Source organism: Streptomyces sp. NPDC098789, from assembly GCF_044759975.1.
Classification (GTDB): Bacteria; Actinomycetota; Actinomycetes; order Streptomycetales; family Streptomycetaceae; genus Streptomyces.
The window spans coordinates 826148-841388 of record NZ_JBIWAJ010000001.1; the positions used below are offsets into that span (position 1 = coordinate 826148).

General features: G+C 71.7%; 11 protein-coding genes. 9 read left to right on the forward strand and 2 right to left on the reverse strand.

What is annotated here, in order from left to right:
* Window positions 1–25: 25 nt before the first annotated feature.
* From ACIQWR_RS03980 to ACIQWR_RS04010, 7 genes are all read left to right on the forward strand, one after another.
* Window positions 26–1279 carry a spermidine/putrescine ABC transporter substrate-binding protein gene (locus tag ACIQWR_RS03980; protein WP_404004939.1) on the forward strand — a complete coding sequence of 418 codons (1254 nt, stop codon included), beginning with the start codon at window positions 26–28 and terminating at the stop codon, window positions 1277–1279.
* A 242-nt stretch (window positions 1280–1521) separates the two neighbouring features.
* Complete coding sequence (locus tag ACIQWR_RS03985) at window positions 1522–2673, forward strand: ABC transporter ATP-binding protein (protein ID WP_404004941.1); 1152 nt, start codon at window positions 1522–1524, stop codon at window positions 2671–2673.
* Entirely contained in the window at window positions 2670–3593 is a 924-nt protein-coding gene (locus tag ACIQWR_RS03990; RefSeq protein ID WP_404004943.1) for an ABC transporter permease, read from the forward strand. The genes ACIQWR_RS03985 and ACIQWR_RS03990 overlap by 4 nt, the downstream gene beginning before the upstream one ends.
* The gene (locus ACIQWR_RS03995; RefSeq protein ID WP_404004944.1) at window positions 3593–4399 is read left to right on the forward strand and encodes an ABC transporter permease; all 807 of its coding nucleotides are present in this window, start codon (window positions 3593–3595) and stop codon (window positions 4397–4399) included. Before ACIQWR_RS03990 ends, ACIQWR_RS03995 begins: the two co-directional genes overlap by 1 nt.
* Before the next feature lie 79 nt (window positions 4400–4478).
* The gene (locus tag ACIQWR_RS04000) at window positions 4479–5897 is read left to right on the forward strand and encodes an NAD(P)/FAD-dependent oxidoreductase (protein ID WP_404004946.1); all 1419 of its coding nucleotides are present in this window, start codon (window positions 4479–4481) and stop codon (window positions 5895–5897) included.
* A gap of 230 nt (window positions 5898–6127) precedes the next feature.
* The gene (locus ACIQWR_RS04005) at window positions 6128–6604 is read left to right on the forward strand and encodes a hypothetical protein (protein ID WP_404004947.1); all 477 of its coding nucleotides are present in this window, start codon (window positions 6128–6130) and stop codon (window positions 6602–6604) included.
* A gap of 82 nt (window positions 6605–6686) precedes the next feature.
* Complete coding sequence (locus ACIQWR_RS04010; protein WP_404005046.1) at window positions 6687–8483, forward strand: chitinase; 1797 nt, start codon at window positions 6687–6689, stop codon at window positions 8481–8483.
* Here the strand turns inward: ACIQWR_RS04010 and ACIQWR_RS04015 are convergent.
* Complete coding sequence (locus tag ACIQWR_RS04015) at window positions 8422–8979, reverse strand: phosphatase PAP2 family protein (RefSeq protein WP_404004949.1); 558 nt, start codon at window positions 8977–8979, stop codon at window positions 8422–8424. The two genes, ACIQWR_RS04010 and ACIQWR_RS04015, sit on opposite strands and share 62 nt — an antisense overlap.
* Window positions 8980–9433: 454 nt before the next feature.
* On the reverse strand, window positions 9434–10768 hold the full coding sequence (gene gabT / locus ACIQWR_RS04020) for a 4-aminobutyrate--2-oxoglutarate transaminase (protein ID WP_404004950.1): 1335 nt from the start codon (window positions 10766–10768) through the stop codon (window positions 9434–9436).
* Window positions 10769–11287: 519 nt separating this feature from the next.
* Here gabT and ACIQWR_RS04025 point away from each other — a divergent pair.
* Together ACIQWR_RS04025 and ACIQWR_RS04030 are read left to right on the forward strand one after the other, a co-directional pair.
* Window positions 11288–13462 (forward strand): ATP/GTP-binding protein, encoded by a 2175-nt coding sequence (locus ACIQWR_RS04025; RefSeq protein WP_404004952.1) that lies wholly within the window; start codon window positions 11288–11290, stop codon window positions 13460–13462.
* 97 nt (window positions 13463–13559) lie between these two features.
* A complete protein-coding gene (locus tag ACIQWR_RS04030) occupies window positions 13560–15146 on the forward strand; it encodes a PucR family transcriptional regulator (protein ID WP_404004953.1) in 1587 nt (528 codons plus the stop codon).
* The last annotated feature ends 95 nt before the right edge of the window (window positions 15147–15241 follow it).

The window sequence follows — 15241 nt, forward strand, 5'->3', positions numbered from 1 at the left end:
CACACCTCCCGAAAGGGCACAGCTCATGGAGCAGTTCGAGCCCGACCGCCTCTCGGCGGCGCAGCTCGCCGCGATGCGGCGCAGTCTCACCAGCGGTCGCGGCGCCCTGACCCGCCGCTCGCTGCTGCGCGCCTCCGGAGTCGGAGCGCTCACCCTCGGCGGTCTCTCGACGCTGAGCGCCTGTGGCATCCCGCCCGCCAAGCGGGCCGGTACGGGCGAGCAGGCGGCCTCGGACGACCGCTCGGACCGGGAGAAGGAGATCAACTTCTCCAACTGGACCGAGTACATGGACACCAGCGACGACGAGAAGACCCGCCCCACGCTGGACGCCTTCACCAAGCGCACCGGCATCAAGGTCAAGTACACCGAGGACATCAACGACAACGTCGAGTTCTTCGGCAAGATCCGCCCCCAGCTCGCGGCCGGCCAGGACACCGGCCGCGACCTGATCGTCGTCACCGACTGGCTCGCCGCCCGCATCATCCGGCTCGGCTGGGCGCAGAAGCTCGACCCCGCGCTGCTCCCGCACGCCTTCGCGAACCTGTCACCGCAGTTCCGCAGCCCCGACTGGGACCCCGGCCGCTCCTACAGCTACCCCTGGACCGGCATCTCGACCGTCATCGCCTACAACTCCAAGGCCACCGACGGCAAGAAGGTCGACTCCGTCACCCAGCTCCTGGACGACCCCACGCTCAAGGGCCGGGTGGGCTTCCTCACCGAGATGCGCGACAGCGTCGGCATGACCCTCCTCGACCAGGGCAAGGACCCGGCGAGCTTCACCACCGCGGACTTCGACGGCGCCATCGGCCGGCTCCAGAAGGGCGTCGACAGCAAGCAGATCCGCCGCTTCACCGGCAACGACTACACCGCGGACCTCGACAAGGGCGACATCGCCGCCTGCCTCGCCTGGGCGGGCGACATCATCCAGCTCCAGGCCGGCAACCCCGACATCAAGTACGCGATCCCCGCGGCCGGTTACATCACCTCCAGCGACAACATGCTGGTCCCGGCCCACGCCCGGCACAAGGCGAACGCCGAGAAGCTCATGGACTACTACTACGAGCTGCCCGTCGCCGCCCAGCTGGCCGCGTACATCAGTTACGTCTGCCCGGTCGAGGGCGTCAAGGAAGACCTCGCCAAGATCGATCCCGCGCTCGCGGACAACACGCTGATCGTCCCGGACAAGGCGATGACCGCCAAGTCCCACGCCTTCCGTTCCCTCACCGGTGAGGAAGAGACGGCGTACGAGGAGAAGTTCACCAAGCTCATCGGCGCCTAGGGGCTGTCTGCCGGATGTCCGCGGCGTCGCGGCGCCCGGCACGCACTCTCGCCGCACCGACCGAAAGCCCGAGTACGTCCAGTACGCGGACTTCCGGTCGCCGCGCCGAGAGCACGCACCGGACACCGCTCCTTCCCCACGCACATCCGTCAGACACCCCCTAGCGCGCCGGCCGGGCCCGCCCGGCCCGGCCTCGGCTCCCCCTCCGGCCCCTTGACCGCACCCAACTCCGGGATCCCTCCATGACTGACAAGACCGAGGGCGGCGACGTCCGCCTCACCGGGATCAGCAAGCACTACGGCTCCTTCACCGCCGTGCACCCGCTCGATCTCACCATCCCCCAGGGCTCCTTCTTCGCCCTGCTCGGCGCCTCCGGCTGCGGGAAGACCACCACCCTGCGCATGATCGCCGGCCTGGAGGAGCCCTCGACCGGCACGGTCCACCTCGGCGACACCGCGGTCACGCACCTGCCGCCCTACAAGCGCCCGGTCAACACCGTCTTCCAGAGCTACGCGCTCTTCCCCCACCTCGACGTCACCGAGAACATCGCCTTCGGCCTGCGCCGGCGCGGCATCAAGTCCGTCAAGAAGCAGGTCGACGACATGCTGGAGCTGGTCCAGCTCGGCCAGTTCGCCCAGCGCAAGCCGCACCAGCTCTCCGGCGGCCAGCAGCAGCGCGTCGCCGTCGCCCGCGCCCTGATCAACCACCCGCAGGTGCTGCTCCTCGACGAGCCGCTCGGCGCCCTCGACCTCAAGCTGCGCCGCCAGATGCAGCTGGAGCTCAAGCGCATCCAGACCGAGGTGGGCATCACCTTCGTGCACGTCACGCACGACCAGGAAGAGGCCATGACCATGGCCGACACCGTCGCCGTGATGAACGGCGGCCGGGTCGAGCAGCTCGGCGCGCCCGCCGAGCTGTACGAGAACCCGCGCACCACCTTCGTCGCCAACTTCCTCGGCACCTCCAACCTCATCGAGGCCGAGGTCCTGGCGGCCGGCGCCGACGACATCACCGTCAGCTCGGCGGGTACGAAGCTCAGGCTGCCCGCGGCGCGATGTTCGACCACGCCCCGCACCGGCGGAAAGCTGCTGGTCGGAGTGCGTCCCGAGAAGATCTCCCTGGCCCACGCGGACGAGGAGCACACGATCGGGGCCGGCCGCAACAAGGTGCCCGGCCGGATCGTCGACTCCTCCTTCATCGGGGTCTCCACCCAGTTCGTCATCGACAGCCCGGTCTGCCCCGAGCTGGAGGTCTACGCCCAGAACATCGAGCGGGACGCGCGCCTGACCCCCGGCGCCGAGGTGATCCTGCACTGGAACCCCGAGCACACCTTCGGCCTGGACGCCGCCCAGGACATCGACGCGGGCGCGCTCACGGTGGAGGAGGGGGTATGACCGCCACCGAAGCCCCGCCCCGGGCGGCCGCCGAGCCCCCGGTCCACAAGCCCTCGATGCGCAAGCGGCTCGTCCCGTACTGGCTGCTGCTCCCCGGCATCCTGTGGCTGCTCGTGTTCTTCGTCCTGCCGATGGTCTACCAGGCCTCCACCTCGGTGCAGACCGGTTCGCTGGAGGAGGGCTTCAAGGTCACCTGGCACTTCCAGACCTACTGGGACGCCTTCACCGAGTACTACCCGCAGTTCCTGCGCTCGCTGCTCTACGCCGGCACGGCGACCGCGCTGTGCCTGCTGCTCGGCTACCCCCTGGCCTACCTGATCGCCTTCCGGGCGGGCCGCTGGCGCAACCTGCTGCTCATCCTGGTCATCGCGCCGTTCTTCACGAGCTTCCTGATCCGCACCCTGGCCTGGAAGACGATCCTGGCCGACGGCGGTCCGGTGGTCGGCGTCCTGAACAAGATCGGGTTCCTCGACGTCACCAGCTGGCTCGGGATGACCGAGGGCGACCGGGTGCTCGCCACCCCGCTCGCCGTGGTCTGCGGTCTGACGTACAACTTCCTCCCCTTCATGATCCTGCCGCTCTACTCCTCGCTGGAGCGGATCGACACCCGCCTGCACGAGGCGGCCGGGGACCTGTACGCGCGCCCCTTCACCACCTTCCGCAAGGTCACCTTCCCGCTGTCGATGCCGGGCGTGGTCTCCGGGACCCTGCTCACCTTCATCCCGGCGAGCGGCGACTACGTCAACGCGGAACTGCTCGGCTCCACCGACACCCGCATGATCGGCAACGTCATCCAGTCGCAGTACCTGCGGATCCTCGACTACCCGACCGCGGCCGCGCTGTCCTTCATCCTCATGGCCATCGTGCTGGTCATGGTCACTATCTACATCCGCCGAGCGGGAACGGAGGACCTGGTCTGATGCGTACGCTCCTCACGCGGCTCCGGCGCGACCTCGTCGTCATCGCGGGCCTCGGCACGCTCGCCTACATGATCCTGCCGAACGTCGTCGTCACGGTCTTCTCCTTCAACAACCCCACCGGGCGCTTCAACTACGCCTGGCAGGAGTTCTCGCTCGACGCGTGGAAGGACCCCTGCGGGGTCGCCGACATGTGCGGCTCGCTCTCGCTCTCGCTCCAGATCGCGGTGTGGGCCACCCTCGGCGCGACCGTCCTCGGCACGGCGATCGCCTTCGCCCTGGTCCGCTACCGCTTCCGGGCGCGCGGCGCGGTCAACTCGCTGATCTTCCTGCCGATGGCCATGCCCGAGATCGTGATGGCCGCCTCGCTGCTCGCCCTCTTCCTCAACATGGGCATCCAGCTGGGCTTCTGGACGATCCTGATCGCCCACATCATGTTCTGCCTCAGCTTCGTCGTCGCCGCCGTCAAGGCCCGTGTCCTGTCGATGGACCCGCGGCTGGAGGAGGCCGCCCGCGACCTCTACGCGGGCCCCGTCCAGACCTTCCTGCGGGTCACCCTGCCGATCGCCGCCCCCGGCATCGCGGCGGGCGCGCTGCTCTCCTTCGCGCTCTCCTTCGACGACTTCATCATCACCAACTTCAACTCGGGCAACACCGTGACCTTCCCCATGTTCGTGTGGGGCTCGGCGCAGCGCGGTACGCCCGTGCAGATCAACGTCATCGGTACGGCGATGTTCGTCATCGCGGTGCTGGTGGTCCTCGCCGGCATGATGATCGGCAACCGCCGCAAGAAGGCGCAACCCAAGTAGAGCGCCGTCCCGGTACGGCGCCGGCCGCGCAACCGCAATCCGTAGTCCGTAGTCCGTATTCCGTAGGGAGTTGGAAGACATGGCCCCAGTCGCCATGCGCACCGCTGCACGATCACTTTCCGAAGCACTGCCGGTCTCGTACTGGCTGGACGACCCCGGCAAGCCCGCCCCCGAGCCCGCCCTCACCGGCGACGAGCGCTGCGACCTGCTCGTCATCGGCGGCGGCTACAGCGGACTGTGGACCGCGCTCATCGCCAAGGAGCGCGACCCCGGCCGGGACGTCGTCCTGATCGAAGGGAACGAGGCGGGCTGGGCCGCCTCGGGCCGCAACGGCGGCTTCTGCGCCGCCTCCCTCACCCACGGCCTCGCCAACGGCCTGGCCCGCTGGCCGGGAGAGCTGGCCAAGCTGGAGGAGCTCGGCGCGCGCAACCTCGACGGGATCGAGGCCGCGGTCGCCCGCTACTCCATCGACTGCGACTTCGAGCGCACCGGTGAGATCGACGTCGCCACCGAACCCCACCAGGTCGAGGAGCTGCTCGAACTCCACCAGGAGGCGCAGCGCCTCGGTCTCGCCGACGGCTCCGAATGGCTGGAGCGCGACGCGCTGCGCGCCGAGGTCGACTCGCCGACCTTCCTCGGCGGCCTCTGGGACCGCGAGGGCGTGGCCATGTTGAATCCGGCCAAGCTCGCCTGGGGCCTCAAGCGGGCCTGCCTGGAGCTCGGGGTGCGGATCTACGAGCACACGCGCGGCCTGGACCTGGCCGCCTCCGGCGCCGGGATGGCCGTACGCACCCCCTACGGCCGGGTCTTCGCGCGCAGGGTCGCGCTGGGCACCAACATCTTCCCCAGCCTGGTCAAGCGGATCCGCCCGTTCACCGTGCCGGTCTACGACTACGCGCTGATGACCGAGCCGCTGAACGCCGAGCAGCTGGCCGCCATCGGCTGGAAGAACCGGCAGGGACTCGGCGACAGCGCCAACCAGTTCCACTACTTCCGGATCACCCCCGACCACCGGATCCTGTGGGGCGGCTACGACGCCATCTACCCCTACGGCGGCCGGCTCGACCCGGAGCGCGACCACCGTCCCGAGACCTACCTCAAGCTCGCGGAGCAGTTCTTCACCTGCTTCCCCCAGCTGGAGGGGGTGCGATTCAGCCACGCCTGGGGCGGGGCGATCGACACCTGCTCGCGGTTCTCGGCCTTCTTCGGCACCGCGCACGCGGGCAAGGTGGCCTACGCCGCCGGCTTCACCGGACTCGGCGTGGGCGCCACCCGCTTCGGCGCGGACGTCATGCTGGACCTGCTGGACGGCGTACGGGGGGAGCGCACCGGGCTGGAGATGGTGCGCAGCAAGCCGCTGCCCTTCCCGCCCGAGCCGTTCGCCTGGACCGGGATCGCGCTGACGAAGTGGTCCCTGGCGCGCTCCGACGCGCGGGGCGGGCACCGCAACCTGTGGCTCAAGACGCTGGACCGCTTCGGCCTCGGCTTCGACAGCTGACGGCCGCAGGCGCCGGCCCGCCGGTCATGTGCTCGTGCGGTGACCCGATGAGCACATGACCCGATACCCCGATACCCGGATGAAATGGTGAAGCGCCCGGCGCACCACCGTCAGCGCCGTGTGACCCGCTTCACTACCACGGAGTAACGAAACCCGCGTCATCATCGCCCCCGACCCCGCTCTCTCCGGACGAGGACCTTCCTCGACACGGAGTGATCGGAGGCCGGGCGATGACAGTCCCGGGGACGAAGACCGCGGTGGAGTGGCTGGTGTCGGTGGCGCCGGATCCCGAGGCGTGCCGGTGGGAGTGGGAGCGCAACCCCCTCGGGGTGACCCTGCTGCCCGCCGGCCGGCGCTGGGACGTGCTGATCCTGCCCGGGGAGCTCGGGCAGGCCACCCTCGACGTCCTGAACCTGCTCATCGAGAAGCCCGGCCCGGTGCTCGCCGATTTCGGCGACGCCCGGCTGGGCTTCTTCGTGCCCGCGGGGACCGCCTCGCGCTGGCTCGGTACGGGCGTGCGCGGCGCCGGGCGCGGCACCTGGATCGTGGTGCCCTACCCCGGTCGGGCCACCGGCGGCGTGCGCTGGCTGGTGGTGCCCGACGGCCACGGCACGCTCACCGATCCGGTGGTGCTGGAGCTGGCGATGCACGAGGCGGCGGCGCAGGTGGCCGGGGCCGCGGCTGCGAAGGAGGATCGGAACTCTTGACAAGGGCATTGGTCTGGACCATCTTGGGCGCCGCTACTCCCCTCCATCCCCCCATGCACCGGAGGCAGTTGTGCGCAGAAGACTGTCCATACTTACGGCCACCGCCCTGGCGGTGGCCGGTCTGCTGACCGCGGGCCCGCCGGCCGCGGCCGCCGACGCGGATCTCGCCCGCAACGGCGGCTTCGAGGCGGGCCTCGACGGTTGGAACTGCTCGGCGGGCAGCGGAGCCGTCGTCAGCAACCCCGTCCACGGCGGGAGTTCCGCCCTCAAGGCCACCCCGGCGGGCCAGGACTACGCCCAGTGCGCCCAGAGCGTCACCGTCAAGCCGGACTCGACCTACACGCTCGGCGCCTGGGTGCAGGGCGGCTACGCCTACCTCGGCGCGACCGGCACCGGCACCACCGACGTGTCCACCTGGACCCAGTCCCCGAGCGCCTGGAAGCAGCTGACCACCACCTTCCGCACCGGCCCCGCCACCACCTCGGTGACCGTCTGGACCCACGGCTGGTACGGCCAGGGCCCCGTCCTCACCGACGACCTCACCCTGGTCGGCCCCGATCCCGGCGGCACCGGCCCCGGCCAGCCCCAGCCCCCGGCCGCCCCCACCGGCCTGACCGCCTCCGGCGCCACCGCGAGCGCGCTGACCCTGTCCTGGTCCGCAGTCGCCGGAGCCACCGGCTACACCGTCTACCGGGAGGGCGCGGCGCCCCTCCAGGTCACCGGGACCTCCGCGACCGTCACGGGTCTGGCCGCGTCCACGACGTACGCCTTCCAGGTCGGCGCGAGGAACGCGGCGGGGGAGTCCCCGCGGAGCGCGACCCTCTCGGCGAGCACCACCGGCGGCGGCAACCCCGGCAACCCGGGCCTGCCCGCGCACGCCCTGGTCGGCTACCTCCACGCGAGCTTCGCCAACGGGTCCGGCTACCTCAAGATGGCCGACGTACCCGCCTCCTGGGACGTCATCAACCTCGCCTTCGGCGAACCGACCTCGGTGACCTCGGGCGACATCCGCTTCCAGCTCTGCCCGGTCAGCGAATGCCCGGGCGTGGAGAGTCCCGCCGAGTTCAAGGCGGCCATCAAGGCCAAGCAGGCGGCGGGCAAGAAGGTGCTGATCTCCATCGGCGGCCAGAACGGCCAGGTCCAACTGGCCACCACCGCCGCCCGGGACGCCTTCGTCTCCTCGGTCAGCAAGATCATCGACGAATACGGGCTCAACGGGCTCGACATCGACTTCGAGGGCCACTCGCTCTCCCTGGCCACCGGCGACACCGACTTCCGCAGCCCCACCACACCGGTGATCGTCAATCTGATCGCGGCGGTGAAGACCCTCAAGGCCAAGTACGGTCCGGACTTCGTCCTGACCATGGCCCCCGAGACCTTCTTCGTCCAACTGGGCTACCAGTACTACGGATCCGGCCCCTGGGGCGGCCAGGACCCGCGCGCCGGGGCCTACCTGCCGGTGATCCACGCCCTGCGCGACGACCTCACCCTGCTCCACGTCCAGGACTACAACTCGGGCTCGATCATGGGCCTCGACAACCAGTACCACTCGATGGGCGGCGCGGACTTCCACATCGCCATGACCGACATGCTGCTCACCGGCTTCCCGGTCGCGGGCAACACCGCGCGCGTCTTCCCGCCGCTGCGCCCGGACCAGGTGGCCATCGGCCTCCCGGCCACCACCAACGCGGGCAACGGCTACACCGCGCCCGCCGAGGTCAACAAGGCGCTCGACTGCCTGACGAAGAAGACGAACTGCGGGAGCTACCAGACCCACGGCAGCTGGCCCGCGCTGCGCGGCCTGATGACCTGGTCCGTCAACTGGGACCGGTTCGGAGGTTGGGAGTTCTCGAAGAACTTCCACGCGTACTTCGGCTGACCGCGCCCACGCCCAACAGGAGCGGCAGGCACAGCAGCCAACTGGCCAGCACGTCCAGCGGCCAGTGGAACCCCCGCAGCACCAGGCCGACGGCCGTGGCCCCCGCGAGCAGCAGGGCCACGGCCATCGGCCACGGGCGACGCGCGTGCGGAGCGAGCAGCAGGGCGGCGCCCAGATAGGCGACGGTCGAGGTGGCGGTGTGGCCGGAGGGGAAGTACCCGGTGGCCCACGGCTCCAGCGGCCCCGGCCGGGCGGTCCACTCCTTGAGCGGCACGATCAGGGCCGGGACCAGGGCCATGGCGAGCCCCGCGGCCAGCGCGGGCCACCACCGCCGGGAGCGGCGGCCGGCGTACGCCATGGCGAGCAACAGGACCGGTACGGCGACCTCGACGTTGCCGAGGTCGGCGAGGCGCTCGGTGACCGAGTCGGGGACGGTGCGCACCACGGCGCGGCTGATCCGCGCGTCCGGGGTGAGCAGTGGGCCCGCGGCCAGCACCTGCCAGGTGATCAGCGCGAAGGCGGCCCAGGAGGCGGCGCCGAGCGCGAGCAGGGAGCGGGGCGAGCGGAAGGAGGAGGTGGCCGGCCGCCCCGGAACAGGGGGGGTGGTTCCGGGGCGGCCGCCCGGACCGGGTTGCCGCCCACCCCGGGGGGTTTGGAGCGAACGGCTGTCCGATCGGTGAGGAGTGTGCGCGAACGCATGCCCAGTACGGCGCTGGGGAAGCCCGTTACCAGGGTCGCCCGTGGAATTCCGCGGGCGGGCTGTTTCACTCATCTGCAGAAACCGTACGGCAGCGAAAGGGGGACCGACAGCGAGAACGCGCTCCCGCCATCGGCCCCCCACACCTTCTTCACAGCGCCCGACCGTTACCGCCGGTATCGATCGAGCAGGGGATCGAGCGTGGTGCTCGGGTGTTCGCCCGGACCTCCACGACGATCCCCATGACGCGGCCTCAGACGCCCGCGAACGCGGCCTCGATGATGTCCAGGCCCTCGTTCAGCAGGTCCTCGCCGATCACGATCGGGGGCAGGAAGCGCAGCACGTTGCCGTAGGTGCCACAGGTGAGGACCATCAGGCCCTCGGCGTGGCAGGCCTTGGCCAGGGCGCCCGCGGCGGCCGCGTTCGGCTCCTTGGTCGCGCGGTCGGTGACCAGCTCGACCGCGATCATCGCGCCGCGACCACGGATGTCGCCGATGATGTCGAACTTCTCCGCCATCGCCGTCAGGCGGGCCTTCATCACGGACTCGATCCGCTTCGCCTTGGCGTTGAGGTCGAGCTCCTTCATCGTCTCGATGGAGCCGAGCGCACCGGCGCAGGCCACCGGGTTGCCGCCGTAGGTGCCGCCCAGGCCGCCCGCGTGCGCGGCGTCCATGATCTCGGCGCGGCCCGTCACGGCGGCGAGCGGCAGACCGCCCGCGATGCCCTTGGCGGTGGTGATCAGGTCCGGGACGATGCCCTCGTCCTCGCACGCGAACCACTGGCCGGTGCGGCAGAAGCCGGACTGGATCTCGTCGGCGACGAAGACGATGCCGTTGTCGTTCGCGAACTGCACGATCGCGGGCAGGAAGCCCTTGGCCGGCTCGATGAAGCCGCCCTCGCCGAGCACCGGCTCGATGATGATCGCGGCGACGTTCTCGGCGCCGACCTGCTTGACGATCTGGTCGATCGCCTGCGCGGCGGCCTCGGGGCCGCAGTTCTCCGCACCGGTCGGCCAGCGGTAGCCGTAGGCGACCGGGACGCGGTAGACCTCGGGGGCGAAGGGGCCGAAGCCCTGCTTGTACGGCATGTTCTTCGCCGTCATGCCCATGGTCAGGTTGGTGCGGCCGTGGTAGCCGTGGTCGAAGACGACGACGGCCTGGCGCTTGGTGTACGAGCGGGCGATCTTCACCGCGTTCTCGACGGCCTCGGCGCCCGAGTTGAACAGGGCCGACTTCTTGGCGTGGTCGCCCGGGGTCAGCTCGGCCAGCGCCTCGCAGACCTCGACGTAACCCTCGTACGGCGTGACCATGAAACAGGTGTGCGTGAAGTTGGCGAGCTGCGCGGCGGCGCGGCGCACGACGGCCTCGGCGGAGGCGCCGACCGAGGTCACGGCGATGCCGGAGCCGAAGTCGATCAGGCGGTTGCCGTCGACGTCCTCGATGATGCCGCCGCCCGCACGGGCCGTGAAGACGGGGAGCACGGAGCCCACGCCACCGGCCACCGTCTGGAGGCGGCGGGCCTGCAGCTCCTGCGACTTGGGGCCGGGGATCGCGGTGACGATGCGGCGCTCCTGCGGGACAGCGGTCATAGGGGGCTCCTGGGGGGTGTTTTCGGACGCACTTGTGTCTTTGTCCGCAGGCTAGGCCCGGGGGAGGGGGTAGGGCATGCTCCGATAGGGAGTGGTGCCCGCGTGTCCTTGTCCGTGGCGGCCATAGGAGGGATCCGGCGCGCGCCGTGTGGATCATGGCGGGGTACGGGTCGCCGAGCGCTCCCGGCGACTAGATTGAGCCCGCGGCACGGCCGCGCGCAGCGCAGCGAACGGGCAGGGGGCTTGGGGTTCATGGACACCGACGGGACGCACGGTGCGTACGACACGCCGGACCCCGGCACGGCCCGGGCCGTACCGGGCCCGACCCAGGTACCCCGCCCGGCGGGGCCTCCGCCGCCCCTGCCCGAGGGGCTGCCGCCCCGTCCTGCCACCGTCCCGCCGCCCGTGCCTGGATACGCCCCGGGAACGGTCGTGGGCGCGCGGACCGCTTCCGATGCTCCCGCCTCCTCTCCCTTTGCGGCCTGGCTCCGCGTCCCGCGTCCCGCCGCGGGACCGGGCGTGTGGCGCTACGGCCACGTTCCGGCCGCGCCGAAGCGGCCCGACACCGACCGGTCAGTGCTCACCCGCGTCGTCGTCGCCTTCCTCGTCTTCTTCGTGTGCTGGCAGGCCTTCCTCGACGGGAAGCTCCCCCTGCTCGGTGCTCCGCTCTACTACTTCACCCCCGACAGCTGGTGGACCGGGGAATTGGTGTCCGTCCCCGCCGGCGACCCGGGCCGGGTAGCCCTAGAGCTCTACGAGCTGTTGGTCACGGTGGGCCTGTTCCTCGGCTTCGCCAAGATCGGAGGGTGGCGCGCGGCCTTCGATCGCCTGATCGCCGAGCGCGGCCCCTGGTACCGCGCGCTGGGCGCCGCTGCGGGCGCCTTCCTCGTCTTCCTGCTGATCGCGTACCAGGTCCTGCCGGTCTATCCGCTTGCCTTTGGCCACCTCCCGTACGCGGAAATCGACCCAGTCGTCAGCTCGGTCATCACCTTCGTCCTCTACGTGGTGATCTACTTCCCCATCGCCTTCTTCTTCGGACGCATGGGGGACTGGCCGGGCCTAGTGCGGTCGGTCATCGCGGGCCCCGCCGCGCCCAGCGAACCCCTCCCGGTCGCCCCCGGCGGTCCCGATGACCCCGCCGCGTGGCCGCAGCTGCGTGCAGCCGGGCTGTCGGAGGTCGCCGACCGGCTGGCCGGTGAGGCTGCCGCCGGGCGGATGAACGACGTCGATCACGTGCGGATCCGCCGGGCCTGGGACTCCGTCCTGGCCGACCCCGCGCGCCACTCGGCTTTCGTCCGGGCCGTACGGGACAAGGGCGCCGCTGCCTGCGCGCACCCCTCCGGGGCCCGTGACCTGCCCGCGCGCACCGCCAACCACGACCTGACCGTCGCCCAGGTCCGCCTCGGCGGCGTGACCCAGGCGGAACCCAACCCGCACGACCGGCGCGGCACCGGCCTGGCCCTCGACCCGCGCGTGCTGGGCACCTCGGTGCTGGCCGTCGGCCCATCGGGAGCGGGCAAGACCACCCGGCTGGTGCGGCCCGCCGTCGAATCGCTGATGCTCCAGGCACTGGCCGGCGAGGCCGCACTGATCGCCGTCACCGCCGCCGGTTCGCCGCTCGGATCCGACAGCGCCTACGACATCGTGGTGCGCCCCGGAGACCCGGCCTCCGTCCACGACCTCGACCTCTACGGCGGCACCACCGATCCCGATGAGGCCGCCCACGTGCTCGCCGAGGCCTTCGTCGGCGACGTCCCGGGCATCGACGTACGCCGGTGCGCCACCGTCCTCGCCCAGCTCATCGGGCCCTTCCGGGCGGCGTACGAACGCTTCCCCGCCGTGCCGGAGCTGCGCGAACTCCTTGACGGGGGACCCGCCACGCTCGGCGCGCTGCGCCAGGAGTTGGAGAACGCGGGCCGCCAGGACATGCTGCGCGACCTTGACGCCAGGACCCGGCAGCACGGGGCCCACGGGGACCCCGGCCCGGCCCTCGCCGACCGGGTCGCCCTCCTGGACCGACCCGCCTTCCACGGCTTCTTCGACACCTCCGGCGCCGGGCGGCCCTTCTCCCTGCGCGCCCTGGAGCACCCCGTCCGGGTCCGTATCGACCTCCCCGAGCGCGGCCACGCGGATGCCTCCCGTCTGCTGGCCCGGTTGCTGCTCGCGCAGTTCAACGCCGCGGTCGCGGCGCGCGGCGACCGCTCCCTCTTCGCCTTCCTCGCCATCGACGACGCCTCGCACACCCTCACCTCGGGAACCATCCGCGGTATCCAGCGGCTACGCGCTGCCAACGCCGGGGTGCTCCTGACCTTGCGCACGCTGGACGATGTACCGGAACCGCTGCGCACTCCGCTGCTCGGCGCCGTCGGCTGCCGGATGGCCTTCTCCGGTGTCACCACCTGGGACGGAAAGTGGTTCGCCGACGCTTGGGGGACCGAGCTGGTGGAGACCCGCGACGTCACGAGCCGGACGGTCTACGCCGACCAGCCCATGACCCGGTTCATCAACACGGTGCGCAAGCTGATCACCGGCAAGGCGGTCACCACGGATGCCGTCACCGTGCGGCAGGTGGAACGCGAGCGTTGGTCCGCCTCTGCCCTGGCCAACACCGTGCCACCGGGCCATGCCGTGCTCTCGCTGACCTCGGTGGACGGCGAGAGGGCGGCGCCGCTCCTCGTCTCACTCCTCGGCTGAGGCGGGTTCGGCGACCCGTACGAGGTGGCAGAATCGAGAGGTGTCGTTCGTACGACACGGCGAAATTCCCCCTCCGCCCTAAGGCCGCTGGTATCCGATGCCGCTCACCCTCGCCTCGCTCGTCCAGCACTCGGCGCTCAAGCTCAGCGTCCGGGCGGGGGAGAGCCGCCTGGACACCCCCGTCCGGTGGGCCCACGTCAGCGAGCTGGCCGATCCCGTCCCCTACATGGAGGGCGGCGAGCTCCTGCTGATCACCGCGATGAAGCTGGACGCGGAGGATCCCGAGGAGATGCTCCGCTACGTCCGCAGGCTCGCCGCCGCCGGCGTCGTCGGCCTCGGCTTCGCGGTCGGCGTCAACTACGAGGCGGTCCCCGAGGCGCTCGTCGAGGCGGCCCGTGCCGAGGACCTCCCCCTGCTGGAGGTGCCGCGGCGCACCCCCTTCCTCGCCATCAGCAAAGCCGTCTCCGCGGCCCTGGCCGCCGACCAGTACCGGGCCGTCACCGCCGGCTTCGAGGCCCAGCGCGAGCTGACCCGGGCCGCCCTCTCCGCCGACGGCCCGGCCGAGCTCCTGGCCAAGCTCGCCGCGCACGTGCACGGCTGGGCCGCCCTCTACGACACCTCCGGCGCCGTCGTCGCCGCCGCCCCCGACTGGGCCGCCCGGCGGGCCGCCCGGCTCACCCCCGACGTCGAGCGGCTGCGCGAGCGGCCCGCCCCCGCCAGCGCCGTCGTCGGCGGTTCCGAGGACCGGGTCGAGCTCCAGTCCCTGGGCACGGGCCGGCGCGCCCGCGGCGCCCTCGCCGTCGGGACGGGAGCCCCGCTGGGCACCGCCGAGCGGTACGCCGTGCACTCCGCGGTCGCCCTCCTCACCCTCACCACCGAACGCTCCCGCTCCCTCCACGACGCCGAATCCCGGCTCGGCTCGGCCGTGCTGCGGCTGCTGCTGGACGGGGAGACCGCGCACGCCCGGGCCGTCGCCGGCGACCTGTACGGCGTACTCCTCGACGCGCCCTTCCGCCTCGTCATCGCCGAACCCGCCCTGGCGGGCACGGCGCAGCCCGAGGGGCTCGCGCTGCTCGCCGACGCCGTGGAGTCGGCGGCGGCCCGCAGCGGCGAGGCCCTGCTGGTGGTCAACGAGCCCGGCCGGCTGGTCGTGCTCGCCGCGGACGGGGGAGCGGCCGCCGCGGCCGTGGCGGACCACGCCGAAGCCCTCGAATCACGGCGCGGGCGCGATACGACGGGAGCGGAGCCCGACGAACTCGTCGTCGGCCTGTCCGCGCCCGCGGGCTCCGCGAGCGCCGCGGCCGCCTACAAGCAGGCCGACCAGGCCCTCGTCGTCGCCCGGCGGCGCGGCCGCCCACTGGTCGAGCACGACGACCTGGCGGCGGGATCCGTGCTGCCGCTGCTCGCCGACGACGCGGTACGGGCCTTCGCGGACGGGACGCTGCGCGCCCTGATCGACCACGACGCCATCGGCCGCGGGGACCTGGTCGCCTCCCTGCGGGCCTGGCTCTCCCGGCACGGCCAGTGGGACGCGGCCGCCGCCGACCTCGGGGTGCACCGGCACACGCTGCGCTACCGGATGCGCCGGGTCGAGGAGATCCTGGGCCGCTCCCTGGACGATCCGGACGTCCGGATGGAGCTGTGGCTCGCCCTGAAGGTCGCGGGCACCGACGCCCCGTCCTGACCCCGCGCCCGGAAGCCCGCCGGTCGGCGGGTGCGGGCCGGGCCGGGTCGTCCCCTGACAAACCGGCGCACCACGCCCGGGCGCCACTCCACGCC

Bases quoted from the DNA above. Each gene is read 5' to 3' on its own strand.
- ACIQWR_RS03980 (WP_404004939.1), top strand. From the start codon at position 26: ATGGAGCAGTTCGAGCCCGACCGCCTCTCGGCGGCGCAGCTCGCCGCG.
- ACIQWR_RS03985 (WP_404004941.1), top strand. From the start codon at position 1,522: ATGACTGACAAGACCGAGGGCGGCGACGTCCGCCTCACCGGGATCAGC.
- ACIQWR_RS03990 (WP_404004943.1), top strand. From the start codon at position 2,670: ATGACCGCCACCGAAGCCCCGCCCCGGGCGGCCGCCGAGCCCCCGGTC.
- ACIQWR_RS03995 (WP_404004944.1), top strand. From the start codon at position 3,593: ATGCGTACGCTCCTCACGCGGCTCCGGCGCGACCTCGTCGTCATCGCG.
- ACIQWR_RS04000 (WP_404004946.1), top strand. From the start codon at position 4,479: ATGGCCCCAGTCGCCATGCGCACCGCTGCACGATCACTTTCCGAAGCA.
- ACIQWR_RS04005 (WP_404004947.1), top strand. From the start codon at position 6,128: ATGACAGTCCCGGGGACGAAGACCGCGGTGGAGTGGCTGGTGTCGGTG.
- gabT (WP_404004950.1), bottom strand. From the start codon at position 10,768: ATGACCGCTGTCCCGCAGGAGCGCCGCATCGTCACCGCGATCCCCGGC.
- ACIQWR_RS04030 (WP_404004953.1), top strand. From the start codon at position 13,560: ATGCCGCTCACCCTCGCCTCGCTCGTCCAGCACTCGGCGCTCAAGCTC.